This is a genomic window from Kitasatospora sp. P5_F3 (assembly GCF_054049135.1).
This window is the reverse complement of record NZ_JBFUMY010000036.1, coordinates 80575-103277: the sequence shown is the minus strand read 5'-3', so window position 1 is coordinate 103277 and position 22703 is coordinate 80575. Positions and strand designations below refer to the sequence as shown.

The window sequence follows — 22703 nt, the reverse complement described above, 5'->3', positions numbered from 1 at the left end:
CCGACACCGAGAACTCTGCCGCTCGGAGCACCGCCCCGCCCTCCCCCACCGGCGTGAACGGCCTCCCTCCCGAGAGTGAGCAGCCGTCAGGCGAACAGCCGCAGCCGCTGCGCCGCCACCCCCACCCGGACGGTCTGACCCCAGCTCAGCTGCAGCGCGTCCGACTCCACGCCGTCCCCGAAGGCGATCAGCCGGTCCGACTCGACCGTCAGGGTCAGCCCCTCGCCGAGTGCCAGCAGGCCCTGCACCTGCTCGGTGCCGGTGGCGGGCGAGGGCCAGGCCTCCCGGACGAACCAGGCCACCGCGGCGGCGGTCGGCCCGGGCAGCGGCAGCGCGCTGCCCCGCTCCAGCGCGGCCGAGCGGCACCACCCCGTCGCCCCCGTCCCGGTGCCGACCAGCACACCCGAGGAGGCCTGTGCCTCCTCCGGCCCGTCCCCGGCGGCGAGCCGGTAGCGGGAGGTCTGGTGGCCGCTCTGACCGAGGTAGATCTCGTTCAGGGCGAGCAGCCGCTGGGTGTCGTCGGCGACCGCCTCCACCATGGTGCGCTCCTCCAACTGCCGTTCGCCGTCCGGACCGACGGCGGCCCGCAGCAGCCGTCCGGTCTGGTCAGGCCGGTGCCGGACCAGCACGCCGGGGTTGCGGCCCGGCTCGGTGTCGATGCCGATCACCGGCTGGCCGGAGAGGTACTTGGCGGCGTTGGCCACCAGCCCGTCCTGACCGACCACGACCACCAGGTCCTCGGGGCCGAAGAGGAATCGGTCCAGGTCGGCGCGCTCCACCCGGCTGCGCCGCCAGTCCAGCGGTACCGCGCCGGCCACCTCGGCGAGCGCCGCCAGCGAACGGTGGTGGCGCTCCTCCACCTCCGCCAGCGAGCGGCCGCGCGAGCCGGTGAAGAACGACGCCTGCCCGCGCGAGCCGTGCCGGGCGAGCAACTCCTCGTACTCGGTGCGGCGGTGCACCAGCACCACCCGGGGTGCCAGGCTCACCGGTCGGCGCCGAGCCTGGTCAGCAGGCCGGTCAGCACGTCGGGGGTGAGCGTGATGCTGTCAATGTTCGGCAGGTGCTCGGCCAGCCTGATCAGCGCCAGTGCCCGCAGCACCTCCGGTCCTGCCTGCTGATGCGCCGTCAGCCAGGCGGCCTCGGCCTCGGCCTTTGCGGCGCCGAGGTCCCGGTCGGAGTCGGCCTGCGCACTGGCCAGGATCCGGGCGGCCTCCGCCTCCGCGGCGGCGAGCCGGGTCCGGCGGACCGCCTCGGCCTCGGCCCTGATGCCGTCGGCGGCCGCGTTCTGCTCGGCCAGCCGACGGGCGTTCGCGCCCTGCTGCTCGACCAACTGCTCTTCCCGACGGGCGAGTTCGATCTGGCTGGCGAGCTCGTTCTCGGCGATCGCGCGCTCCCGCTCGACCGCCACCGCCCGCCGCTCGTAGGTGGCCGCGTCGGCGTTCTGCTGGACCTGCTCCCGGGTCGGGGTGCGCAGTGCGCGCTCCATCTCGGCCTCGGGCCGCAACGCGGTGATCCGCACCGCCACCACCGAGAGCCCGGTCTCGGACAGGCGCTGCTCGTCCGCCAGGCCCTCACTGATCCGGTTCCGCAGCGCGGTGATGCCGTCGGCCAGCGCCTCGGCGAGCGAGGTACGGGCGATCAGCTCCAGGGCGTACTGCTGGGCTATGTCGGTCAGCAGCGTGCCGAGCTGGTCGAGCGGCTCGGCCCGCCAGTGTCCGGTGTCGGGGTCGATGCCGAAGTCCACCCGGGTCGCGGCCACCGCGGCGTCCACGATCCGGTAGGTCACGGCGGCCTGGACGGTGAGGTCCTGGAAGTCCGCCGTGCTGGCGTGGAACAGCATCGCCAACTCGCGGTCGTCGGCCGGTACTTCGGAGATCGCGGCGGTGCGCGGCCGGAACCAGAACGCCAGCCCGGTGCCGTCGTGGGCGAGCTGCCCCCGGCGCAGGTGCCGTACGTGCGAGGTCGGCGCGGCCCGTAGATGCCGGAAGCCGAAGCGCCTGGTGATGTCGGCCATGGGGTCCCCCTCTGGACAGCTTTAATCGTCCCCATGACGATAAGGGCTCGATCCCTTTATCGTCAATAGGACGAAAACGGCTCTCTCAGCCCATCGGGTCGTCCTCGCCGTACGGCCGCAGCCGCAGCGTCCTGGCATCCGCCTCGCGGATCTCCTCGGCCCGGCCCACCAGCTGCTCCAGGTTGTCCCGGCCCGCGTGGATGAACCGGCCGTGCAGCGCGTCGAACCGCCCCCGGGCCGCGTCCACCATGACCGCCACCATGTACGGGATGCTCCCCCAGGCCTTCATGTCCTGGAACATCGGCATGCCGGCCGTCATATCGGTCTGCACCGCGCCCGGGCTGATGTCGAGCACCACCACGTGGTGCTCGGCCAGCGAGTCGGCGATGTTGTCGGAGAGCTGGAGCAGCGCGCCCTTGGAGGTGGCGTACGCGGTGTAGTGCCCGTCCGGCCGCAGCGCGAACCCGGAGTTGAGGTTCACCACCCGGCCCCGGCCGCGCTCGACCATCCCCGGCAGCACACTGCGCAGCAGGTTGTACGGGCCGCGCAGGTTGGTCTCCACCACCTGCCACCACTGGGACGGGTCGGTCTCCCAGACCGGCACCTCCTCCCGGTCCACCTGACCGGCGTTGTTGACCAGCAGGTCGACCGGCCCGAGGTCGCGCTCGACCGCCCGGACAGCCTCCCGGACAGCTCCCGGCCTGGTCACGTCCGCCGTCACGGCGACCCCGCGCGCGCCGTGCCGTACGCACTGCCGGAGAGTCTCCACCAGCGTCCCGTGGTTGCGGCCGACCAGCCCCACCGCCATCCCCTCGGCGGCCAGCCCGATGGCGATCTCCCGCCCGATCCCGCGGCCCGCTCCGGTGACCAGCGCGACCTGTCCTGCGAGTGATCCCGTAGGCATGCGTGCGTACTCCCTCCTCGACTGCTCCGTATTCTTCGGGCCTTCCGGCCGCCCGAGTTGGATCACGGGCCCGACCGGGCCGCTTGTCATCCGATCGGCTCAGCATTCGTACTCGCGGCACCCGACGAAGATCACATCCCGGACCGGAGATGAACTCGCCGGTAGCCGGGTAGTACCGTCGTCCGGGCGGCACGTACGGCCACGACACCGGCGCGCCTCCGTCGTAACGCATGCTGGGCACCCCCAGCTCCACCGTGAAGAGGGCAACTGAGTGAGTGACATCGCGCGCGTCGGAGTAGTCGGCTGCGGCCTCATGGGGTCGGGCATCGCTGAGGTCTTCGCCCGCTCGGGCCTGGACGTGCTGGTCTCGGAGGCCAGTGGAGAGGCCCTGGAGCTCGGCCGGACCCGGCTCGGCAACTCGCTCGCCACCGCCGTCCAGCGCGGAAAGCTGACGGAGGAGCAGCGCGCCGAGACCCTCTCCCGGATCGCCTTCACCACCGACCTGGGCGACTTCGCCGACCGCGACCTGGTGGTCGAGGCGGTGGCGGAGCAGGAGGAGATCAAGAACAAGATCTTCCAGACCCTGGACCAGGTGATCGAGCGCCGGGACGCCATCCTGGCCTCCAACACCTCCTCGATCCCGATCGTGAAGCTGGCCGCCGCCACCTCCCGCCCGGAGCAGGTGATCGGCCTGCACTTCTTCAACCCCGCCCCGGTCCAGCGCCTGGTCGAGGTCATCCCGACCCTCACCACCTCCGCCGAGACCACCGCGAGGACCGAGAACTTCGCCGTCCAGGTGCTCGGCAAGGAGCCGATCCGGGCCCGCGACCGGGCCGGCTTCGTGGTCAACGCCCTGCTGGTGCCGTACCTGCTCTCGGCCGTCCGGATGTTCGAGTCGGGCGTCGCCACCGCCTCCGACATCGACAAGGGCATGGAGGCCGGCTGCGCCCACCCGATGGGCCCGCTCCGCCTCTGCGACCTGATCGGCCTGGACACCATCCTGTCGATCGCCGACTCGATGTACGACGAGTACAAGGAGCAGCTGTACGCCGCTCCCCCGCTGCTCTCCCGGATGRTCGGTACGGGGCCCTGTCGTGCGCGCCTTACTGCGGTGCGGGCGGCTCCTGGCTGCCGAGCTGTTCGTTGAGCTTCTGCTGGGCGGTGTCGACCTGGCCGCTGTACTTGCCGCCGGTCTTCTCGTCGACCGCGTCTCCCGCCTTGTCGACTCCCGTCCGCACGGTGTCCTCGTGGCCCTTCATCATGCTCTTCAGCTTGTCGAACACGGCTCGGTCCTTCCTGTGCAGCGATCGGATCCTCCAAGGATCACTGCTGCCCCCGCCGACCGCATCCGCAGGCAGCTTCGGTGAAGAGTCACCGTCAGAAATTTACCTCCCGGGTCTACCCGCGTAAACCAGTGGCCCCCCATGATGGCGGAGCGCATCCACCCGACTCCCCCGGGTGGTCCAACTCCCCTGTCGAGTACTGGAGTTCGCCATGTCCCGAGTTCGTCGCGCCGCCGCTGCGGCCGGTGCCGCCATCCTGGCCTCGGCCACCCTGTTCGGCATCGCCGCCCCCGCCCAGGCCGCCCTGCCGACGCCGGTGTCGGCCGCCACCGCCCGGACCTACCTGGCCTCGCTGACCGTCGCCGCCGACTCGCACGCCTCGACCTACGACCGCGCGCTCTTCCCGCACTGGAGCACCGTCTCCGGCTCCTGCGACACCCGCGAGACGGTGCTCAAGCGGGACGGCGTCAACGTGGTCACCAGCTCCACCTGTGCCGCCACCTCCGGCTCCTGGTACAGCCAGTACGACGGCATCACCGAGACCGCCTCGAGCGACATCGACATCGACCACATGATCCCGCTCGCCGAGGCCTGGCGCTCCGGCGCCTGGGCCTGGACCACCGCCCAGCGGCAGGCCTTCGCCAACGACCTGACCCGGCCTCAGCTGATCGCGGTGACCGACAACAGCAACCAGAGCAAGAGCGACCAGGACCCGGCCACCTGGCTGCCGCCGCGCACCGCGTACCGCTGCACCTACGTGCGCGCCTGGGTGCAGGTGAAGTACTACTACAACCTCACCGTGGACAGCGCCGAGAAGTCGGCCCTGAGCTCCCACTAGCCCACGCCCCCGATCGATCGCCCGTCAGGCCTGCCACTGCCAGGAGGCCGCCGGTCGGTACTCCGCTGCGGCCCGGACCGCCGTGGCGTCCTGAAGCGCCGTCAGCCGGCGCAGCACCAGGATCGCCGGCACCGCCGCGACCACGTCCACCAGGTCGGCCACCACGGTCACCCCGAAGCCGGTGACGTACGCCTCCGGCGTCTCCGCAGCGCCGAGGAGCCGCTGGGCGGCCTGGCCGACGGCCAGCGACAGCAGCCACGCCGCCCACCAGAGGCGCAGCACCAGCTCCGAGCCCCACGGATCACCCTTCGGTGCGCTCGCCCGCCAGCAGTCCCGGGCGATCTGGAACGGGAACCAGAACGAGACCACCGGGACGATCCAGCCCCAGACCACCCAGCCCGCACCCCGACGGTGCGGGGCCTGCGGGGCCAGCAGCTCGGCGTTCTTCCGGATCCGGACGAACCAGCAGGCGAAGACCACGCCGGCGGCCACCAGCGCCACGACCTCCAGCATGGACGTTCCCGCCCACACCACCGCGTTGTTGACCGCGACGTCCTCGGACAGCCCCGGCTCGTCGACGAGCCGCTGGTAGTCACCGCGGACCACGAAGGCCATCGCGGCGTCCAGCAGGTCGGCGAGCGCCACCACCCCGACGAGGACCGAGGCCGCCACCGCGAGGCCGCGCGGCGACCGATACGCCGTCAGGGCGGGTGGCGGGCCCTGCCACTGGGGTGGCTGCGCGGTGGTGGTGCCGTCGGAGTGCATGATCGGAGGTGTCCAGTCTGTGGTGCCCGCCGGGTGGCGGGATCGCAGCGGACATCGGACCACAGCTCCCGGCCGGATTTCCAAACGTTATCCGTCAGCTGTTGATGCTGAAACTGTCGCCGTAGACCTTCCACTTGAGCGGCGGGTTGAGGTCGAAGTTCTTCGCCTTCAGGAAGACCCGCTGGGCGGTGTCCACCCTGCTCGTGTCGCTGTGCGCCTCCTCCTGCTGCATGGCCCACTTCCGGGCGTCCAGGAAGGCGTTCAGGTAGGTGGTCTCGTCGCCGCCCTGGGCCGGGGTCTTGGCCTTGGCCAGGGCGCGCTTGCGGATCGAGCCGAAGCTGGTGGAGTCGCCGCCGTTGCCGTGCATCACGATGGCGTCGTAGTACGCGAACTGGCCCAGCGCGCGCAGGCCGTCGGCCTTGCCCTGCTTGACCGCCGGGTTGAAGTAGACCCGGTCGCGCTCGTGGTTCTGGGCCTGCTGGAAGGTCGAGTCCTTGGCGGCCGTGGCCCAGTCGCGCTCGAAGGCGGAGCCGAGGCCGGCGTGCGATTCGGTGCCGTCCACCTTGCGCAGCGCGGGCAGGTACTTGGCCAGGATGTTGCCGGGCTTGACCTCGGTGTAGTACTCGACCAGGTCGAGCATGTCGCCGGTGCCGGAACAGAAGCCGATGATGCCGGCGGTGTAGCCACGGCCGTCGCCGATGTCCTCGATGTACTTGTACTGGGACTTCCAGTCCAGCGAGGAGTTCTCCGCGCTGGAGACCAGCTTCATCGCGATCTCCTTCTTCGCGGGGTCGTCCAGACCGACGGCGGCGGCCTGGGAGGTGCCGCCGAGCAGGGTCAGCGAGACGGTGGCGGCCAGCAGGCCGGTGATGGCGGTACGACGGTTCAGCGCATACATGGGGGGCGCTCCGTGGGGCCGAAGTGTGTTAGGAAACTTTCCTAACTGGCGATGATTGAAGCGGACACACCACCCCGACCGCAAGAGCCAGACCACAACTTGCACCAAAAATCCGGCAGTTGATCCAGAAACAACACAGGGCCCCGCCCCCGGCGAACCGGGGACAGGGCCCTGCTGACCTGCAGATACGACCGTCAGGCGCCGCGCAGCACCGCACCCGTACGGGACGCGGCGACCGCCACCGCCGACTCGCGGGCGGCCGTGGCCTCGTCCGCCGTCAGCGTCCGGTCCATGGCCCGGAACCGCAGCGTGTACGCCAGCGACTTCTTGCCCTCGCCCGCCTGCTCGCCGGTGAAGACGTCGAACAGCCGGAGGGACTCCAGCAGTTCGCCCGCCCCGTCGCGCAGCGCGGTCTCCACCTCGGCGGCGGGGACGGCGGTGTCGACGATCAGCGCCACGTCCTGGGTGGCCACCGGGTAGCCGGAGACCGGCGGGCCGGAGACCCGGCCGGACAGGTCGGCGCCCAGCAGGTCCAGGTCGACCTCCATCGCGCAGGTGCGCTCCGGCAGGTGCAGCGCCTTGATGACGCGGGGGTGCAGCTCACCGGCGTGGCCGACCACGGTGCCGGCCACCGAGAGCTCGGCGCACCGGCCCGGGTGCCACGGCGCGTACTGCGCCTGGCGGACCGTCAGTTCGACCCCGGCGGCGCGGGCCACCGTACGGGCCGCCTCGACGGCGTCCGCCCAGGAGGCGCCGGCGCCCTTGCCCCACCAGCCGGACGGCAGCCGCTCGCCGGCCAGCGCGACGGCCACCCGGCGCGGCTGGTGCGGCAGCGCCGCGTCCAGCTCGGCCAGCTGCTCCGCACTCGGACGGCGGTCGACGGGCAGTCGCGGAGCCACGGACAGCTCCGGCTTGGGCAGGAAGACCGTGCCCATTTCGAAGATCGCCAGATCGGTGTTGCCCCGGCCGATGTTCCGTCGCAGCGCACCGAGCAGGCCCGGCAGCAGCGAGGTACGGAGCGAGGGCTCCTCGTCGTTCAGCGGGTTGACCAGCTTGACGGTCCGTCGGCGGGCGTCGCCCGCGTCCAGGCCGAGCGCGTCCAGCGCCGCCTCGCCGATGAACGGGTAGTTGTTCACCTCGACGAAGCCCGCACCGGCCAGCACCACGCCGGTCCTGCGGTGGAAGCGCTGAGCCTCCGTCAGACCCCGGCCCGGCGGCACCATCGGCATCCGGGCGGGGACGTTGTCGTACCCCTCCAGCCGGATGACCTCCTCCGCCAGGTCGTACGGGTCGGTCAGGTCGGGCCGCCAGCTCGGCGGGGTGACCTCGAGGATGTCGGCTCCCGCGACGGTGGCACCGATCTCCTGCAGCCGCCGGGTGACGGTCTCGCGGCCGTACTCGGTGCCCGCGACCCGGTCCGGCAGGTCCGCGTGGATCGCGATGGTGCGCACCGGGTGCGGCGCCGCGATGTCGGTGACGCCCGCCTCGGCGGTGCCGCCGGCGATCAGCACCAGCAGGTCCACCGCGCGCKGCGCGGCGGCCCGGGCGGCCTCCGGGTCGACGCCGCGCTCGAAGCGCTTGGACGCCTCGGAGGGCAGCTTGTGCCGCTTCGCCGCGCGGGCGATGGTGACCGGCTCGAAGTGCGCCGCCTCGATGATGATCTCGGTCGATCCGGTGGTGACACCGGTCTCCGGGTCCGTCACCGGGTCGACGATCTCGGTCGAGGCGCCGCCCATCACACCTGCCAGCCCGATCGGGCCGGAGTTGTCGCAGATCAGCAGGTCCTCGGCGGAGAGCTTCCGCTTGACGCCGTCCAGCGTGGTGAGGGTCTCCCCCTCGGCCGCGCGGCGGACCTGGATCGGCCCGTCCACCCGGCTGCGGTCGTACGCGTGCAGCGGCTGACCGACCTCCAGCATCACGTAGTTGGTGATGTCGACGGTCAGCGAGATCGGGCGGATGCCCGACTTCTGCAGCCGGCGCTGCAGCCAGAGCGGCGACTGCGCGGCCGGGTCCACCCCGGTGACGGTGCGGGCCACGAAGCGGTCGCAGCCGGCCGGGTCGGCCACCTTGACCAGGTAGCCGTAGGAGTTGGCCGGCGGCACGTCGAGCAGCGCCGGGTCGGCCAGCGGCAGCCCGTACGCGGCGGCGGCCTCACGGGCCACCCCGCGCATCGAGAGGCAGTAGCCACGGTCGGGGGTGACCGCGATGTCCAGCACCTCGTCGACCAGCTGGAGCAGCTCGATCGCGTCGGTGCCGGGCTCGTACTCCGGCGGGAGCACGATGATGCCGTTGTGGTCGTCGCCCATGCCCAGCTCGCGGGCGGAGCAGATCATGCCGGCCGAGGTGTGGCCGTAGGTCTGCCGGGCGGCGATCGGGAACGGGCCGGGCAGCACGGCGCCCGGGAGCACCACGACCACCTTGTCGCCGACGGCGAAGTTGGTCGCGCCGCAGACGATCTCCTGCGGCTCGCCGGTGCCGTTGGCGTCGCCGACGTTCACGAAGCAGTGCCGGATCGGCTTCTTGAAGCCGGCCAGCTCCTCGATCGAGAGCACCTGACCGACCACCAGCGGGCCCTTGAGGTCGGCGCCGAGCTGCTCGACGGTCTCCACCTCGAGACCGGCGCGGACCAGGCGGGCGGCGACGTCGCGGCCGCTCTCACCCGCCGGAAGGTCGACGTACTCGCGCAGCCAGGAAAGCGGGACGCGCATCAGATCTCCATCCCGAACGGGAGGGTGAAGCGGACGTCACCCTCGACCATGTCGCGCATGTCGGCGACGTTGTGGCGGTTCATCAGAATGCGCTCCAGGCCGAGGCCGAACGCGAAGCCGCTGTAGACCTGCGGGTCCACCCCGCAGGCGACCAGCACGCGCGGGTTGACCACGCCGCAGCCGCCGAGCTCGATCCAGCCCTCGGAGGAGCAGGTCCGGCAGGGGCGGTCCGGGTTGCCGACGCTCTCGCCCCGGCAGACGAAGCACTGCAGGTCGATCTCGGCACTCGGCTCGGTGAACGGGAAGTACGAGGGCCGCCAGCGCAGCTCCAGGCCGCCGCCGATCAGCTTCTCGACCAGCAGCTCGATGGTGCCCTTGAGGTCGGCGAAGGTGATGCCCTCGTCCACCGCGATGGCCTCGACCTGGCGGAACACCGGGGTGTGGGTGGCGTCCAGCTCGTCCGTCCGGTAGACCCGGCCGGGGCTCACCGCGTACAGCGGCGGCTCGCGGTCGAGCATGGTGCGGATCTGCACCGGGGAGGTCTGGGTGCGCAGCACCACACCGGAGTCGGCGGAGCCGTCCGGGGCCTGGACGAAGAAGGTGTCCTGCATCGACCGGGCCGGGTGGTCCTCGTGCAGGTTGAGCGCGTCGAAGTTGAGCCACTCGGCCTCGACCTCGGGGCCCGAGGCGACCTCGTAGCCCATCGCGACGAAGGTGTCCTCGATCCGCTCGGCCAGCGTGGTGAGCGGGTGCCGGGCGCCGCGCGGGGTGCGGTCGTACGGCAGCGTGACGTCCACCGCCTCCTCGACCAGCACGCGGGCGTCCCGCTCCGCCTCCAGCTCGACCTGACGCTTCGCCAGCGCCTGGTTCACCGCGCCGCGGGCCTGGCCGATCAGCTTGCCGGCCGCCGCCTTGGCCTGCGGGGGCAGCGCGCCGATCTCGCGGTTGGCGAGCGACAGGGCCGAACGGTCGCCGGTGTGCGCTACCTTGGCCTGCTTGAGCTCCTCGAGGGTGCCGGCCGCGGCGAAGGCCGCGAGGGCCTCGTCCCTGGCTCGCTCGACCTCTTCGGGCTTGAGTGCCTCGACCTCTACCGGGTCGTAGGACTTATTGGGTGCCGACATCGCTATCTTTCCCGTGCTCCTGCTCGTGAAGGGGTGCCTGGCCCTTGCGCTACGCACTGCGTGGCCGGGGCACGGGCAGCCGCTCCCGTGTCTTGGGAAGGGTGTCCGCGGCACAGCCGCGCAGGGCGTCACACAACGCAAAGGTCGAGTGTAGTCGCAGCCTGCGAACCGCCCGCCGGGCCAGGACTTCTACAACATGAAGTCGGGCACTCCGGCGGGCAGGATAAATCGGAAGCAGGCGCCGCCGGAGGGCGCCCGGCTGATCCGGATGGTGCCGCCGTGGGCCTCCACGATGCCCTTGACGATGTAGAGGCCGAGGCCGGTGCCGCCGCGCTTGGAGCCGCGCCAGAAGCGGGTGAAGACGCGCGGCATGGATTCCTCCGGAATCCCGCTGCCCTCGTCGCTCACCGTCACCGCCGTCCCTTCCAGGACTCGTTCCCGACCGGCGCTCTCGACCACTTCCTTGGCGGGCGCCACCTCGATCGTGACAGTTCCCTCACCGTGCCGCACGGCATTTTCCAGCAGGTTGGCCAGCACCTGGTCGAGTTTGTCCGGGTCGGCCCAGAGCTGGGTGAGCGGCTGCTCGATCCGGATGTCGAAGCGGTCGGCCGCGATGCCCGCCGCCAGCTTGCCGTCCACGTGCCGTCGGACCGCGGCCGGCAGGTCCACCACCTGCTTGTACAGCTCCAGCCGGCCGGCATCGATCCGGGAGATGTCCAGCAGCTCGGCGATCAGGCGGGTGACCCGGTCGGCGTCCGCGTCCACGGTCTCCAGCATCACCCGCTTCTGGCCGTCGGTGAACCGCTCCCACTTGGCCAGCAGCGTCTTGGTGAAGCCCTTCACACTGGTCAGCGGGGAGCGCAGCTCGTGGGCCACGGTGGCGATCAGTTCGGCGTGACTGCGTTCGGTCCGCCGGCGCGCCTCGGTGCCGCGCAGCGCCACCACCACCTGCCGGACCGGGCCGCGCGGCTGCTCCCGGACGTACCGGGCGGAGACCAGCACCTCCCGGCTGCCGGGCAGTAACAGATTCCGCTCGGGCTGCCCGGTCCTGATCGGCAGGCCGCCGTACGGATCGGTCAGCGGCCACCAGCGGCGGCCGTCCAGGTCCTCCAGCGGCAGCGCCTGCTCCAGCGGCATGCCCAGCACCGCCTCCGGCCGGACGCCGGTCAGCCGGGCGGCGGCCCGGTTGAAACGGACCACCGCACCGGACGCGTCGGCGACCACCAGCCCGTCCGGCAGGTCGTCCAAGTCCAGTTCGGTGCCGACCATGGGTTGCCCTCCCCTTAGACCCTCCGGGCCTTACCCACCGTGTACGTGCCCCCACTGTCCGACCCTAGCGCCCCTACCCCTTCGCGCGACACCCTCCGGGAGACCGCTGGGCGCGCGCGGAGGCGTACAGGCACACGGCGGCGGCCGTAGCGAGATTGAGGCTCTCGGCGTGTCCGTGGATGGGCACGCGCACCACCTCGTCCGCGAGTGCGCGGGTCTGCTCCGGCAGGCCCCAGGCCTCGTTGCCGAAGACCCAGGCCCCGGGCGCGCCGAGGGTGCCCTCGTCCAGCTCCTGGTCGAGGTCCCGGTCCCCCGCGCCGTCGGCGGCCAGCACCCGGACGCCGGCCTCCCGCAGCCGGGCGACCGCCTCCTCGACCGGCACGCCGACCGCGAACGGCAGGTGGAACAGGCTGCCCACCGAGGCCCGCACCGCCTTCGGGTTGTACGGGTCCACCGAGGCGTCGGTGAGGATCACCGCGTCCGCCCCGGCGGCGTCGGCGGTCCGCAGCACGGTGCCCGCGTTGCCGGGGTCGCGCACGTGCGCCAGTACGGCGACCAGCTGCGGCTTCATCCCGAGCACCTGCTCGAAGGGGGTGTCCAGGAAGCGGCAGAGCGCCACGATGCCCTGCGGGGTGACGGTGTCACAGATCTCGCCGATCACCTCGTCGGTCGCGGTGAGCACCGGCAGGCCCTCGGCCAGCGCCGCGTCCACGATCTCGGCGTGCCGCTCGGCCGCCTCCAGGGTGAGGTAGATCTCCACCACCGCGTGCTCCCCCGAGCCCGCCAGCCGCCCGTACGCGACCGCCTCGCGCACCGCCTGCGGGCCCTCGGCCAGGAAGCGCCGCTCCTTGCTCCGCTGGTTGCGCTTGGCCAGCTTGCGTGCGGCGATCACCCGGGGCGAACGCAGGGAGGTGAGCAGGGGAGGTTCGGTGCTCTGCATGGTCTCGTCTCTGGGGTGACGCGGTGACGGTGTGTCAGGAGGGCCTAAAGCACGCAGACCCGCAGGCGAACCTGCGGGTCTGGGTGAGTCAGCTGTGCTGCCGATCCTCGGAAGGATCAGGTTCAGGCGGCGACGCGCGGGGCGTTGACGTCCTCGGGCAGCGCCTTCTGGGCGACCTCGACGAGCGTGGCGAACGCGCCCGGGTCGTTGACGGCCAGCTCGGCCAGCATCTTCCGGTCGATCTCGACGTTCGCGATCTTCAGGCCCTGCACGAAGCGGTTGTACGTGATGCCGTTGGCACGGGCCGCAGCGTTGATGCGCTGGATCCAGAGCTGGCGGAAGTCACCCTTGCGCTTCTTGCGGTCGTTGTAGTTGTAAACGAGCGAGTGGGTGACCTGCTCCTTGGCCTTGCGGTACAGGCGCGACCGCTGGCCGCGGTAACCCTTCGCTCGCTCGAGGATGACCCGGCGCTTCTTGTGGGCGTTTACTGCCCGCTTGACGCGTGCCACTTCATTACTCCTTGGATTGGACCACGGACTACTTCACGCGGTCCGTAAACGAATGGGTCGGAAAGGATCAGCCGGGGTCCCGCGGCCATCGGCCGCAGGAGGCGATCACTTGCCGAGAAGCTTCTTGATCTTCTTCACGTCATTGGGGGAAACCACGACGGTGCCGGCCAGCTTGCGGGTCAGCGTCGACGGCTTGTGCTCGAGCAGGTGGCGACGGCCCGCGTTACCGCGCGGGCGGGGACTGGATGGATCTGGTGGGTGGGGCGGGACGCCCCACTACCTCGTTGACCGAACCGCTCAGGCGTCCTGAGTGGTCTCGGCCGGCTTCTCGACCTCGGCGGTCTCGGTCTCGGCCTCGACCTCGGCGGTCTCGTCGACGTCCACCTCATCGGTGTCGTCGTCGTCGTCCGCCTCCGCCTCGAGCGCCGCGTTCTCGGCCTCGAGAGCGGCGTCGTCGGCGTCGTCCAGGACGTCGTCCAAGCTACCGGTGCGACCCTGACGCTCCGCCTTGCGGGCGTCGGCGATCGCACGAGCCTCGGCCATCGCCTCGGTCTTCTTCTTGTGCGGACCAAGAACCATGATCATGTTTCGGCCGTCCTGCTTGGCCGAGGACTCCACGAAGCCCAGGTCCTGGACGTCGTTCGCCAGCCGCTGCAGCAGTCGGAAGCCCAGCTCGGGGCGGGACTGCTCACGACCGCGGAACATGATCGTGATCTTGACCTTGTCACCCTGCTTGAGGAACCGGACGACGTGACCCTTCTTGGTGTCATAGTCGTGCGGGTCAATCTTCGGCCGGAGCTTCATCTCCTTGATGACCGTGTGCGCCTGGTTCTTGCGCGCCTCACGGGCCTTCATGGCCGACTCGTACTTGAACTTGCCGTAGTCCATGAGCTTGCACACCGGCGGCCGGGCGGTCGCCGCGACCTCGACCAGGTCGAGGTCGTACTCCTGCGCGAGCTCCAGCGCCTTGGCAAGCGGCACAATGCCGACCTGCTCGCCGCTGGGACCGACGAGTCGCACCTCGGGGACGCGAATCCGGTCGTTGATGCGGGGCTCGGTGCTGATGGGGCCTCCTTGGTTGCACCTTCTGCGATGCGGCCGTCGGAAGGCGGTCGCACGTAGTGGACTCGACCACTGGGCGGGGCTTCATTCGTGCTGCGCTGCCCACTGGCGTACGCACCGCGACACGAAAAAAGCCCCGCTCGGTACAAGCGGGGCTCCACAACCGGGGGGCGGCACCCTTCTCGCGAAGTGCGCTGCTCGGCGACTCGCTGGAACCTTGCGGCTCAGGTGTCGCGGACCGGACCCGTCGACCGCGAGGACGATCGGGTGGGAGACTTTCGCGGTTGCCCTCTCGGGCCTCCTGTGAGTGGAGCCTCCACTTGCTGGCCGGGCTACCTTGCGGTCTCCTGGCCGGTCAGTCTCGAAGCATACAGCGTTTCCGCCGAGGGTGGTATTCCGGGCCCCGGGCCGGTGGCCGGACGGCGGTCCGCTCCTCTGTACGCTCCCAGGTGTACCCGTTTCCACTGAGAAGTGAGCCCCCCGTGAGCGACAGCACCCCCAACGACGAGATCGGCTTCGACGACCTCACCCGCGACATCGCCGAGGTCCCGGCGGTCGAGGTGATCACCACCGTAGCGGTGCACCTGATGAGCGCGGCCGCCGTCAAGTGCGGGCTCGCCGAGGGCGGCGAGAAGGACAAGGACCTCGACGAGGCCCGCAAGCTGATCACCGCCCTGGCCGGCCTGGTCACCGCCGGAGCCCCCGAGATCAGCAGCTTCCACGCCGCACCGCTCCGGGACGGCCTGCGCTCCCTGCAGCTCGCCTTCCGCGAGGGCTCCCTCGTCCCGGACGCCCCCGGCACCGGCCCGGGCGAGAAGTTCACGGGGCCCGTGTACAGCTGAGGCACACGGCCCGGAAGACAGGGGCTCGGGGAACTGCGACGCCGACCTCGAAAAAAGGTGATCCATACGTAGGCGGTCAGGCACTTTCGCAGTTACCCAAGCGCCAGATCTCCTCGCAGTTCCCCGAGCCCCTGGGTAGTAGACCGCTGAGCACCTGCAAAAAGGTTCAGCGCAGCAGTGCGAGGTCCAACCCCCGGTTGAGCCGCACTCGGAGCAGCGGGTCCTCGGCCAGGGCCGTGGCGAGACGCTGAGCGAGCTCCTGGACCGGGGTGCCGTCGGCGAGGGCGAGGGCGAGCACCACGTCGGTCTCGGTGCCCGGACGGAGTTCGGACCGCAGGACGGCCGGTTCGGCCGCGACCAGCGCCGCGACCGCCGCCTGCACCTCCGGGTCCTCGGCCGGCGGCAGGTAGCGCCGGTTCTCGGCGAGCGCCCGCAGCCGGGCGCCGGAGAGTTCGTACGACACCGGCCCGGCCGGGTCGATCAGCAGGGTGTCGGCCCGCTCGGAGTAGGCGACCATCGCGGCCTGCGGCCCGGCCACCGGTGCCGGACGGGCGTCGGCCTGCCAGCGGGCCAGGCTCTCCAGTGAGGTGAAGGCGGGCAGTGCCCGGCGTCCGTCGGCGGCCTCGATCAGCGGGACTGCCATGTCGCTGGTCTTCTCGTGCCTGAGCCCGTTGGCGTCGGTCTCCACCTCGCCGAGCAGGGCCACGATCGGGACCATCAGCCGACTGGCCGTCAGCGCGGCCAGCAGCTCGGACTCGGCGGCCGAGGCGGTCCGGTCGGCCGACCAGGCGGCCAGGGCGGCGCTCAGGCGCGGGTCGGCGGTGCCGTCGTCGTCGGCGAATCCGGGGTTCGGGATGTTCTTCTGGTCCACCCGGTGAGCGTATGCCAACCGAGCGGGCGGATTCTCAGCCGGTGCTCACCACCAGCTCAGCCCGGACCCATCAGCGCCGCTGAACCTCGACCGCATGGCAGGTACTCACCGGACACCCAAGCGACGCCCCGTACGCACCCTGGCGGCAGCCCTGGTGCTCGCCCTGGCCGCGGTGGCGCTCTACCTCGTCCAGGCCTCGCCGAGCCGTTCGGCCCCCGTGGCGAGCGTCCGGCCCGTAGTCGCATCGACGGCCCCGACCGACCCCGCCCCCGCCGTCCGGGCCGCCGCCGCAGCGGTGGCCGCACAGGGTGCGGTGTCCGTCGCGGTGCTGGACACCGAGAGCGGGCTGAGCGCCTCGTACGGGACCGGTTCGTTCGTCACCGCGAGCATCGTCAAGGCGGACATCCTGGCCGCGCTGCTCTGGCAACGGCAGCAGGCGGGGCGGGAGTTGACGACCGCCGAGCGGGCAGCAGCGGCGCTGATGATCGAGCAGAGCGACAACACCGCCGCCGACACGCTCTACACGGCGGTCGGCGAGGCGGCCGGGCTCGATGCCGCGAACCTGACCTTCGGGCTGACCGGCACCACGGCCGGGGCGGACGGCCACTGGGGACTGACCGAGACCACCGCCGCCGATCAACTCCGGTTGCTCCAGGTGGTGTTCAGCTCCGACTCGCCCCTTGACGACCAGCGGCAGGCGTACCTCCAGAGCCTGATGGGCCAGGTCGCCACCGACCAGGACTGGGGCGTCTCGGCCGCCGACCAGGACGGCGCGTACACGTTGAAGAACGGCTGGCTGCCGCGCTCGGCCACCGGGCTCTGGGTGGTGAACAGCATCGGCCGGGTCACCCACGACGGGCGGGAACTGCTGGTGGCGGTGCTCAGCGAGGGCTCGGCGGACCAGCAGAGCGGGATCGACACCGTGCAGGAGCTGGCCGAGGCGGCCGCCGGGGCGCTGACCGCCGAGCTGACGGGCTGACACCCCTACCCATCAGTACGGACGTGTGGCAGTCTGCGGCCATGGTCAACCACGCCGTTCCCGGCCTCGCCGCCGACCGAGCCCGCTATGACCGGGCCACCGCGCACCTCGACGCGCCACTGGCGGTCGTGGACCTGGACGCCTTCGACGCCAACGCGGCCGACCTGGCCCGCCGGGCGAACGGCAAGCCGGTCCGGGTGGCCAGCAAGTCGGTGCGCTGCCGGGCGCTGCTGGAGCGGGTGCTGGCGATGGACGGCTTCGCCGGGGTGATGAGCTTCACGCTGGCCGAGTCGATCTGGCTGGCCAGGGAGGGCTTCGAGGACATCCTGCTCGCCTACCCCTCGGCCGACCGGTCCGGGTTCGCCGAGCTGACCGGTGACCCCAAGCTGGCCGCGACCGTCACGGTGCTGCTCGACGACCCCGCGCAGCTCGACCTGATCGACTCCGCCCGCACCGGCAGCGAGGAGGTCCGGGTCTGCCTGGAGCTGGACACCTCACTCCAGCTGCTCGGCGGCAGGATCCGGGTCGGCGCCCGGCGGGCGCCGACGCGGACGCCCGAGGCGCTCGGCGCGTTCGCCGAACTGGTGCAGCAGCGCCCGGGGTTCCGGGTGGTCGGGCTGATGGCGTACGAGGGCCACATCGCGGGCGTCGGCGACCTGATCGCGGGCCGCCCGGTGCGCTCCCGGGTGATCCAGACCATGCAGACCAGGGCCCGGCGGGAGCTGGCCGTGCGGCGGGCCGCCGTGGTGCGGCGGCTGCGCGAGGTGGCCGACCTCGAGTTCGTGAACGGCGGCGGCACCGGCAGCGTGGAGAGCACGGTGGCCGAGCGAGCGGTGACCGAGGTGGCCGCCGGGTCCGGTCTGTACGTGCCCCGGCTGTTCGACAACTACCGTTCGTTTCAAGGGCGTCCGGCCGCACTGTTCGCCCAGCCGGTGGTCCGCCGGCCCGGGCTCGGCGTGGTCACCGTGCTCGGTGGCGGCTACCCCGCCTCGGGCGCAGCCGGTCCCGACCGCTCGCCGGTGCCCTACCTGCCGGCCGGGCTGAAGTACGACCCGCAGGAGGGGGCGGGCGAGGTGCAGACTCCGCTGCTCGGCTCGGCGGCGGACGACCTGCGGATCGGTGACCGGGTCTGGTTCCGGCACGCCAAGGCGGGCGAGCTCTGCGAGCGCTTCGCGGAGCTGCACCTGATCCAGGGCGACCGGGTGGTGGACACCGTGCCGACGTACCGGGGCGAGGGGCGGACGTTCCTCTGACGGTTGTCGCGTGCTGCCGCTGACGGTGACTCAACAGGCCGCAGGGGCAGATCAACCGATGCAACACCACCGGCTGACAGAAGACGCGGCCCCCGCCCGAGGGCAGGGGCCGCGTCGCTGACGGCACGTCAGGCGCGGGTGCCGCCGCCCTCGCCGAGCTTGCCGGTGAACGCCTTGATGCTCTCCACGATCTTGTCCATCTGGGTCAGCTGGGGAGCCTTGTCGTCGATGTCGAAGCCCAGGTGCACCGAGGCCAGCGCCTTGCCTTCGGCGGTCGGGAAGACCACGGTCTGCACGTAGCCGTCGTTGCCCTCGGGCGCGTCCACCTTCCAGCGGACCAGCCAGCCGTCCCGGCCGTCGATCGCGATCGGCTCGGACTTCAGCTGCTCGTGCGACTTGATCTTGCCGTACGAGTCCTCGGCCGCCGTGGTGATGTCCTGCTCGGCGGCCTGCTTGACGTCGGTCCCCTTGAGCTGACCGGTCGACACACCGCCCAGCGAGCAGTCGCCGCTGCCGGAGGCGCAGGTGTACGAGCCGACGCTCAGCCCGGCGTACCCCGCCTTGGTGGTGCCGCCGGTCCAGCCGGTCGGGATCGACAGGCTGATCCGGTTGACCGCGTCCACCGCCAGGCCGGAGTTCCGGCTCTTGCCGCCGGGGGCCTCCGGCTTGGCGGTGCCGTCGCCGCCTTCGGCACTGTCACCGCCCCCGCCGGGCCGGAACTCCGGGCGGACCTTCTGCGCCGATCGCCGGTCCGACTTGCCGTCCATCGCCAGGTAGGTGATGCCGGAACCGACCAGCAGGCCCGCCAGCGCGGCCACGGCGACCGCCGCCAGCACCGGCTTGGGAAGCTTCCGGCGGGCGGGCGCGGCATCGGCCACCTGCGCGGGCGGCTCGGGGTAGCGGACCGTCCCGCTCTCCAGCACCTCGCCCTCCAGTACCTTCGGCCCCTCGGGGCTGTCCGCCGGGGCGGGCCGGGTGTTGGCCGTCCAGCCCTGGCCGTCCCACCAGCGCTGCGGCCGGGGGTCGGTCGTGGTGTCCTGCGGGTCCGGGTACCACCCGGCGGGAATCTGCTCGCTCACGGCACCGAATCTAGGCGCCCGAAGATAAACGCGGTATCAGTTCGACCCCTGTTCCGGCCGTTTTCCGATGAGATTCCGGTAAGAAAGCTGCCGGTCCCGCCCATCGGTCGCCCACCGGTCGGTCAGCGGACCTGACGGAACCTCCGGCGACCGGGCGACCTGACGGCGAATCGGCCACCGGCACGGGCTCCGACCGTGCAGAATCCGGGCCATGACCAACAGACCTCTGATCGGAGTCAGCACCTACGTCAACGACGCGACGTGGGGGCCCTGGGACGCCCAACGGGCCGTGCTGCTCCCCGAGCGGTACCCACAGCTGGTGCAGCGCGCCGGTGGCACCGCCGTCCTGCTGCCGCCGGACGCCCCCGAGACCGCCCCCGGCCTGCTGGCCCGGCTGGACGGCCTGGTGATCTCCGGCGGCCCCGACGTCAACCCGGCCCTGTACGGCGCCCTGCCGCACCCGAAGACCCGGGCCACCGCACCCGAGCGGGACCTGTGGGAGGCCGCCCTGCTGCGGGCCGCACTGGCTTCCGGCCTGCCGCTGCTCGGCATCTGCCGGGGAATGCAACTGCTCAACGTGGTCTGCGGGGGCACCCTGGTGCAGCACCTGGAGAACGGCGAATGCCACCTGCCCGTCGGCAACCACTACGGCTCCCACCCGATCCGGCCGCTGGCCGGCACCCTGCTCGCGTCACTGCTCCCCGAGCCGGCGGTCGAGGTCCCGACCTCGCACCACCAGGCGGTCGACCGGCTCGGCGAAGGACTGGTGGTCAGCGCACTCGCCGAGGACGGCACCGTCGAGGCGGTCGAGGGCACCGGCTTCGTCCTCGGCGTCCAGTGGCACCCGGAGCAGGGGGCGGACCTCCGGGTGATGCAGGCCCTGGTCGAGGCAGCGCGGGTACCTGCGGTCGTCTAGGCAGCGCAGCAAGTTGCACTACCCAGCCTTGCGTGTCAGATCAGGACCGATCCCGCCAGCCCCGCGAGGAGGAGGCAGGTGACCACGGAGCGGCGGGCGGCCAGCAGCCAGAGCAGGGCGAGGCCCAGGAGCGCGTACTGCCAGGGGAGTTGCAGGCTGAGGGCGAGGGGGACGGCCGAGCCGGCGATGGCTCCGGTGACGGCGGGGCCTGCGCCGGTGAGGAAGTCCTGGATGCGCTGGTCGGCCCGGAGCCGGTCGAAGTGGGCGGCGCCGAGGAGGACGAAGAGGAAGGACGGCGCGAAGGCCACCAGGGCCGCCAGCAGACCGCCCGCCAGGCCGGCTGCCGCGTAGCCGACCACCGCGATGGTCTGGACGACCGGTCCGGGAGTGATCTGGCCGAGGGCGACGGCGTTCAGGAACTGACCGTCCGTCATCCAGTGGTAGCGCTCGACCGCGTCGTACCGCATCAGCGGGATGATCACGAAGCCGCCGCCGTACGAGAGCGCCCCCACCTTGAGGGCCACCCAGGCCAGGGCGCCGAGGCCGCCGGTCGCGGGTAGCGCGCCGAGCACCAGGGGTAGCGTCAACCGCCGTCCCCGGACGGCGACTTCGGCCAGACCGGCGGCCAGCAGGACCAGGACCAGCCAGGGGCCGGTGAGCATCGCGGCGGCCGCGCCGCAGAGGGCGTACCCGGCCCAGCGGGCCCGGGCCGCCCTGGCCTTGCCCGCCCGGGCCAGGCTGCCCGGTACCAGGGCAGCGGCGGCCTGCACCGCGACCGCCGGCACCGCTGCGCCCGCTCCGGCGGCCGCGCCGAGCACCCAGGCCGGTGGGTCGCCCGCCAGGAAGAGTGCGGCCAGCGCCAGGATCAGGGCGAGGCCGGGGAGGATGAAGCAGGCGCCGCCGACCAGTGCCCCGGCGGAGCCGCGCAGCCGCCAGGCCGTGAAGATCGCCAGCTGGGTGGAGGCCGGTCCCGGCAGCAGGTTGGTGGCGGCGATGCCGTCCTCGAACTCGTCCGGGCGCAGCCAGCCGCGCCGCTCCACGCAGAGCCGGCGGAGCAGCAGGATGTGGGCGGGCGGGCCACCGAAACCGGTGCAGCCGATCCGGCCCCACTCCCGGGCGATGGTGAGCAGCGACACCCGCTCCTGATGGTCCGACATGTCTGTCCCTCTGTTCCGCTGGTGGCGGGCGTGACCCTAGCGGAGGCGGCCGACCGGTTGATGAACATCCGGAGAGGCGTAGCGGAGGGTGTCCGACGGGAACGACAACGGTCACCAGTGCAACCTTTGGATCTTCGTCCGATCTGGGGTTCACTTCCGGTGCGGGGCAGCTGCGCCCTGGTTCCTGCGCGTTCGGGGAGAGGATCTCGATGTCGAACCACGAGCACGACCACGACCACGGAGGATCAGGCGGTCACGGCGGCCACTCGCACAGCATCTCCGCCGACGCGGACCGCAAGTGGCTGCTCAGCGCGCTGACCCTGATCGTGGTCTTCATGGCCGGCGAGGTGGTGGTCGGCTTCGCCGCCCAGTCGCTCGCGCTGATCTCGGACGCCGCGCACATGCTGACCGACGCGGCCTCGATCGTGCTGGCGCTGATCGCGATGCGGCTCTCCCAGCGACCGGCGCGCGGCGGTTACACGTACGGGCTGAAGCGGGCCGAGATCCTCTCCGCGCAGGCGAACGGGATCACCCTGCTGCTGCTGGCCGGCTGGCTGGGCTACGAGGCGGTCAGCCGGCTGATCGACCCGCCGGAGGTGATCGGTTCGCTGGTGTTGGTGACCGCGCTGGTCGGGGTCGTGGTGAACATCGGGGCGGCCTGGTGCATGTCGAAGGCCAACCGCAGTTCGCTGAACGTCGAGGGTGCCTTCCAGCACGTGCTGACCGACCTGTACGCGTTCATCGCCACCGCGGTGGCCGGTCTGATCATCGTCACCACCGGCTTCACCCGGGCGGACTCGATCGCCTCGCTGATCGTGGTCGCGCTGATGCTGAAGGCGGGGATCGGGCTGGTCCGGGACTCCGGACGGATCTTCCTGGAGGCCGCGCCGGCCGGGATCGACCCGGACACGGTGGCCGACCGGCTGATCGACTCCTCGCAGGTGGAGGAGATCCACGACCTGCACATCTGGGAGATCACCTCGGGCCAGCCCGCGCTCTCCGCGCACATCCTGGTGGCCCCCGACGGCGACTGCCACGCCGTCCGCCGCGCGCTGCAGCGGACCCTGCGGGACGAGTACCGGATCACCCATGCCACCCTCCAGGTCGACCACGTCGGCGAGGAACTGGGGCAGGACCTGCTGGCGATAGGGCGTTCGGCGGTGGAGGCGGGCGGTGCAGCACCGGCGGACGACCACTGCGGCGACTCGCACGGCCCGGTGCACCGGAGCGGCCCGCACCGGCACTGAACGGGCCGTGCCGCTGAGACTCCGTCAGTCCGGTGCGGCATGATCGGG

The 22703-nt window shown here is 71.6% G+C and carries 22 protein-coding genes and 1 pseudogene; 7 read left to right on the top strand and 16 right to left on the bottom strand.

The features are described from left to right. Positions 1 to 86 precede the first annotated feature (86 nt). The 3 genes from ACXJMZ_RS22575 to ACXJMZ_RS22565 all read right to left on the bottom strand — a co-directional run bounded on the left by ACXJMZ_RS22575 (position 87) and on the right by ACXJMZ_RS22565 (position 2918). Complete coding sequence (locus ACXJMZ_RS22575; protein WP_457031870.1) at positions 87 to 986, bottom strand: hypothetical protein; 900 nt, start codon at positions 984 to 986, stop codon at positions 87 to 89. Continuing rightward, complete coding sequence (locus ACXJMZ_RS22570) at positions 983 to 2014, bottom strand: SPFH domain-containing protein (protein WP_457031869.1); 1032 nt, start codon at positions 2012 to 2014, stop codon at positions 983 to 985. The genes ACXJMZ_RS22575 and ACXJMZ_RS22570 overlap by 4 nt, the downstream gene beginning before the upstream one ends. An 85-nt stretch (positions 2015 to 2099) precedes the next feature. Next, complete coding sequence (locus ACXJMZ_RS22565; RefSeq protein WP_457031868.1) at positions 2100 to 2918, bottom strand: SDR family NAD(P)-dependent oxidoreductase; 819 nt, start codon at positions 2916 to 2918, stop codon at positions 2100 to 2102. A gap of 271 nt (positions 2919 to 3189) precedes the next feature. On the opposite strand from ACXJMZ_RS22565, the gene ACXJMZ_RS22560 reads away from it, so the two are divergent. After that, positions 3190 to 4065, top strand: coding sequence for a 3-hydroxybutyryl-CoA dehydrogenase (locus ACXJMZ_RS22560; RefSeq protein WP_457031867.1), 876 nt, complete (start codon positions 3190 to 3192; stop codon positions 4063 to 4065). Here the strand turns inward: ACXJMZ_RS22560 and ACXJMZ_RS22555 are convergent. Further along, on the bottom strand, positions 4022 to 4180 hold the full coding sequence (locus tag ACXJMZ_RS22555; RefSeq protein ID WP_457031901.1) for an antitoxin: 159 nt from the start codon (positions 4178 to 4180) through the stop codon (positions 4022 to 4024). The two genes, ACXJMZ_RS22560 and ACXJMZ_RS22555, sit on opposite strands and share 44 nt — an antisense overlap. Before the next feature lie 232 nt (positions 4181 to 4412). Between ACXJMZ_RS22555 and ACXJMZ_RS22550 the strand changes: the two genes are divergently transcribed. Next, entirely contained in the window at positions 4413 to 5039 is a 627-nt protein-coding gene (locus tag ACXJMZ_RS22550; protein ID WP_457031866.1) for an HNH endonuclease family protein, read from the top strand. 24 nt (positions 5040 to 5063) lie between these two features. Here the strand turns inward: ACXJMZ_RS22550 and ACXJMZ_RS22545 are convergent, their stop codons facing one another. The 9 genes and pseudogenes from ACXJMZ_RS22545 to infC form a co-directional block, all read right to left on the bottom strand. Then, complete coding sequence (locus ACXJMZ_RS22545) at positions 5064 to 5804, bottom strand: DUF4328 domain-containing protein (RefSeq protein WP_457031865.1); 741 nt, start codon at positions 5802 to 5804, stop codon at positions 5064 to 5066. A gap of 94 nt (positions 5805 to 5898) precedes the next feature. Further along, positions 5899 to 6702, bottom strand: coding sequence for a chitosanase (locus tag ACXJMZ_RS22540; protein WP_457031864.1), 804 nt, complete (start codon positions 6700 to 6702; stop codon positions 5899 to 5901). 194 nt (positions 6703 to 6896) lie between these two features. After that, the gene (gene pheT / locus ACXJMZ_RS22535) at positions 6897 to 9410 is read right to left on the bottom strand and encodes a phenylalanine--tRNA ligase subunit beta (protein ID WP_457031863.1); all 2514 of its coding nucleotides are present in this window, start codon (positions 9408 to 9410) and stop codon (positions 6897 to 6899) included. Beyond that, entirely contained in the window at positions 9410 to 10531 is a 1122-nt protein-coding gene (gene pheS / locus ACXJMZ_RS22530; RefSeq protein WP_457031862.1) for a phenylalanine--tRNA ligase subunit alpha, read from the bottom strand. The genes pheT and pheS overlap by 1 nt, the downstream gene beginning before the upstream one ends. A 189-nt stretch (positions 10532 to 10720) precedes the next feature. Next, a complete protein-coding gene (locus ACXJMZ_RS22525; protein ID WP_057228320.1) occupies positions 10721 to 11800 on the bottom strand; it encodes a sensor histidine kinase in 1080 nt (359 codons plus the stop codon). A gap of 73 nt (positions 11801 to 11873) precedes the next feature. Further along, the gene (locus tag ACXJMZ_RS22520) at positions 11874 to 12740 is read right to left on the bottom strand and encodes a TrmH family RNA methyltransferase (RefSeq protein ID WP_057228322.1); all 867 of its coding nucleotides are present in this window, start codon (positions 12738 to 12740) and stop codon (positions 11874 to 11876) included. A gap of 122 nt (positions 12741 to 12862) precedes the next feature. Further along, positions 12863 to 13249: a 50S ribosomal protein L20 gene (gene rplT, locus ACXJMZ_RS22515; protein ID WP_057228324.1), complete on the bottom strand. Its 387-nt coding sequence runs from the start codon at positions 13247 to 13249 to the stop codon at positions 12863 to 12865. Between the two features lie 105 nt (positions 13250 to 13354). Continuing rightward, positions 13355 to 13480: pseudogene (locus ACXJMZ_RS22510) on the bottom strand (50S ribosomal protein L35); the annotation flags it as partial. Positions 13481 to 13546: 66 nt separating this feature from the next. Continuing rightward, the gene (infC, locus tag ACXJMZ_RS22505; protein ID WP_457031900.1) at positions 13547 to 14314 is read right to left on the bottom strand and encodes a translation initiation factor IF-3; all 768 of its coding nucleotides are present in this window, start codon (positions 14312 to 14314) and stop codon (positions 13547 to 13549) included. Positions 14315 to 14793: 479 nt separating this feature from the next. Here infC and ACXJMZ_RS22500 point away from each other — a divergent pair, with 479 nt between their 5' ends. After that, the gene (locus ACXJMZ_RS22500) at positions 14794 to 15153 is read left to right on the top strand and encodes a DUF1844 domain-containing protein (protein ID WP_057228330.1); all 360 of its coding nucleotides are present in this window, start codon (positions 14794 to 14796) and stop codon (positions 15151 to 15153) included. Positions 15154 to 15319: 166 nt separating this feature from the next. On the opposite strand, the gene ACXJMZ_RS22495 is transcribed toward ACXJMZ_RS22500, so the two are convergent. Then, entirely contained in the window at positions 15320 to 16024 is a 705-nt protein-coding gene (locus tag ACXJMZ_RS22495; protein WP_457031861.1) for an SseB family protein, read from the bottom strand. Positions 16025 to 16118: 94 nt separating this feature from the next. Here ACXJMZ_RS22495 and ACXJMZ_RS22490 point away from each other — a divergent pair, with 94 nt between their 5' ends. Together ACXJMZ_RS22490 and ACXJMZ_RS22485 are read left to right on the top strand one after the other, a co-directional pair. Next, positions 16119 to 17003, top strand: a complete 885-nt coding sequence (locus ACXJMZ_RS22490) for a serine hydrolase (protein WP_457031860.1) — start codon at positions 16119 to 16121, stop codon at positions 17001 to 17003. A 41-nt stretch (positions 17004 to 17044) separates the two neighbouring features. Then, the gene (locus ACXJMZ_RS22485) at positions 17045 to 18256 is read left to right on the top strand and encodes an amino acid deaminase/aldolase (protein ID WP_457031859.1); all 1212 of its coding nucleotides are present in this window, start codon (positions 17045 to 17047) and stop codon (positions 18254 to 18256) included. 128 nt (positions 18257 to 18384) lie between these two features. On the opposite strand, the gene ACXJMZ_RS22480 is transcribed toward ACXJMZ_RS22485, so the two are convergent. Next, positions 18385 to 19335, bottom strand: a complete 951-nt coding sequence (locus tag ACXJMZ_RS22480) for a DUF2510 domain-containing protein (protein ID WP_457031858.1) — start codon at positions 19333 to 19335, stop codon at positions 18385 to 18387. 211 nt (positions 19336 to 19546) lie between these two features. Between ACXJMZ_RS22480 and ACXJMZ_RS22475 the strand changes: the two genes are divergently transcribed. Further along, positions 19547 to 20251, top strand: coding sequence for a gamma-glutamyl-gamma-aminobutyrate hydrolase family protein (locus ACXJMZ_RS22475; RefSeq protein WP_457031857.1), 705 nt, complete (start codon positions 19547 to 19549; stop codon positions 20249 to 20251). 35 nt (positions 20252 to 20286) lie between these two features. Here ACXJMZ_RS22475 and chrA read toward each other — a convergent pair whose 3' ends face one another. After that, positions 20287 to 21408 carry a chromate efflux transporter gene (gene chrA, locus ACXJMZ_RS22470; protein ID WP_457031856.1) on the bottom strand — a complete coding sequence of 374 codons (1122 nt, stop codon included), beginning with the start codon at positions 21406 to 21408 and terminating at the stop codon, positions 20287 to 20289. Between the two features lie 209 nt (positions 21409 to 21617). Here chrA and ACXJMZ_RS22465 point away from each other — a divergent pair, with 209 nt between their 5' ends. Continuing rightward, positions 21618 to 22655 carry a cation diffusion facilitator family transporter gene (locus ACXJMZ_RS22465; RefSeq protein ID WP_457031855.1) on the top strand — a complete coding sequence of 346 codons (1038 nt, stop codon included), beginning with the start codon at positions 21618 to 21620 and terminating at the stop codon, positions 22653 to 22655. Positions 22656 to 22703 lie beyond the last annotated feature (48 nt).

What these genes read in the sequence shown, in the direction of transcription:
- ACXJMZ_RS22490 (WP_457031860.1), top strand. Translation starts at nt 16,119, where the DNA reads ATGGCAGGTACTCACCGGACACCCAAGCGACGCCCCGTACGCACCCTG.
- ACXJMZ_RS22525 (WP_057228320.1), bottom strand. Translation starts at nt 11,800, where the DNA reads ATGGTCGGCACCGAACTGGACTTGGACGACCTGCCGGACGGGCTGGTG.
- ACXJMZ_RS22485 (WP_457031859.1), top strand. Translation starts at nt 17,045, where the DNA reads ATGGTCAACCACGCCGTTCCCGGCCTCGCCGCCGACCGAGCCCGCTAT.
- ACXJMZ_RS22550 (WP_457031866.1), top strand. Translation starts at nt 4,413, where the DNA reads ATGTCCCGAGTTCGTCGCGCCGCCGCTGCGGCCGGTGCCGCCATCCTG.
- ACXJMZ_RS22565 (WP_457031868.1), bottom strand. Translation starts at nt 2,918, where the DNA reads ATGCCTACGGGATCACTCGCAGGACAGGTCGCGCTGGTCACCGGAGCG.
- ACXJMZ_RS22540 (WP_457031864.1), bottom strand. Translation starts at nt 6,702, where the DNA reads ATGTATGCGCTGAACCGTCGTACCGCCATCACCGGCCTGCTGGCCGCC.
- ACXJMZ_RS22475 (WP_457031857.1), top strand. Translation starts at nt 19,547, where the DNA reads ATGACCAACAGACCTCTGATCGGAGTCAGCACCTACGTCAACGACGCG.
- ACXJMZ_RS22465 (WP_457031855.1), top strand. Translation starts at nt 21,618, where the DNA reads ATGTCGAACCACGAGCACGACCACGACCACGGAGGATCAGGCGGTCAC.
- ACXJMZ_RS22555 (WP_457031901.1), bottom strand. Translation starts at nt 4,180, where the DNA reads ATGATGAAGGGCCACGAGGACACCGTGCGGACGGGAGTCGACAAGGCG.
- ACXJMZ_RS22520 (WP_057228322.1), bottom strand. Translation starts at nt 12,740, where the DNA reads ATGCAGAGCACCGAACCTCCCCTGCTCACCTCCCTGCGTTCGCCCCGG.
- ACXJMZ_RS22545 (WP_457031865.1), bottom strand. Translation starts at nt 5,804, where the DNA reads ATGCACTCCGACGGCACCACCACCGCGCAGCCACCCCAGTGGCAGGGC.
- pheS (WP_457031862.1), bottom strand. Translation starts at nt 10,531, where the DNA reads ATGTCGGCACCCAATAAGTCCTACGACCCGGTAGAGGTCGAGGCACTC.
- chrA (WP_457031856.1), bottom strand. Translation starts at nt 21,408, where the DNA reads ATGTCGGACCATCAGGAGCGGGTGTCGCTGCTCACCATCGCCCGGGAG.
- ACXJMZ_RS22570 (WP_457031869.1), bottom strand. Translation starts at nt 2,014, where the DNA reads ATGGCCGACATCACCAGGCGCTTCGGCTTCCGGCATCTACGGGCCGCG.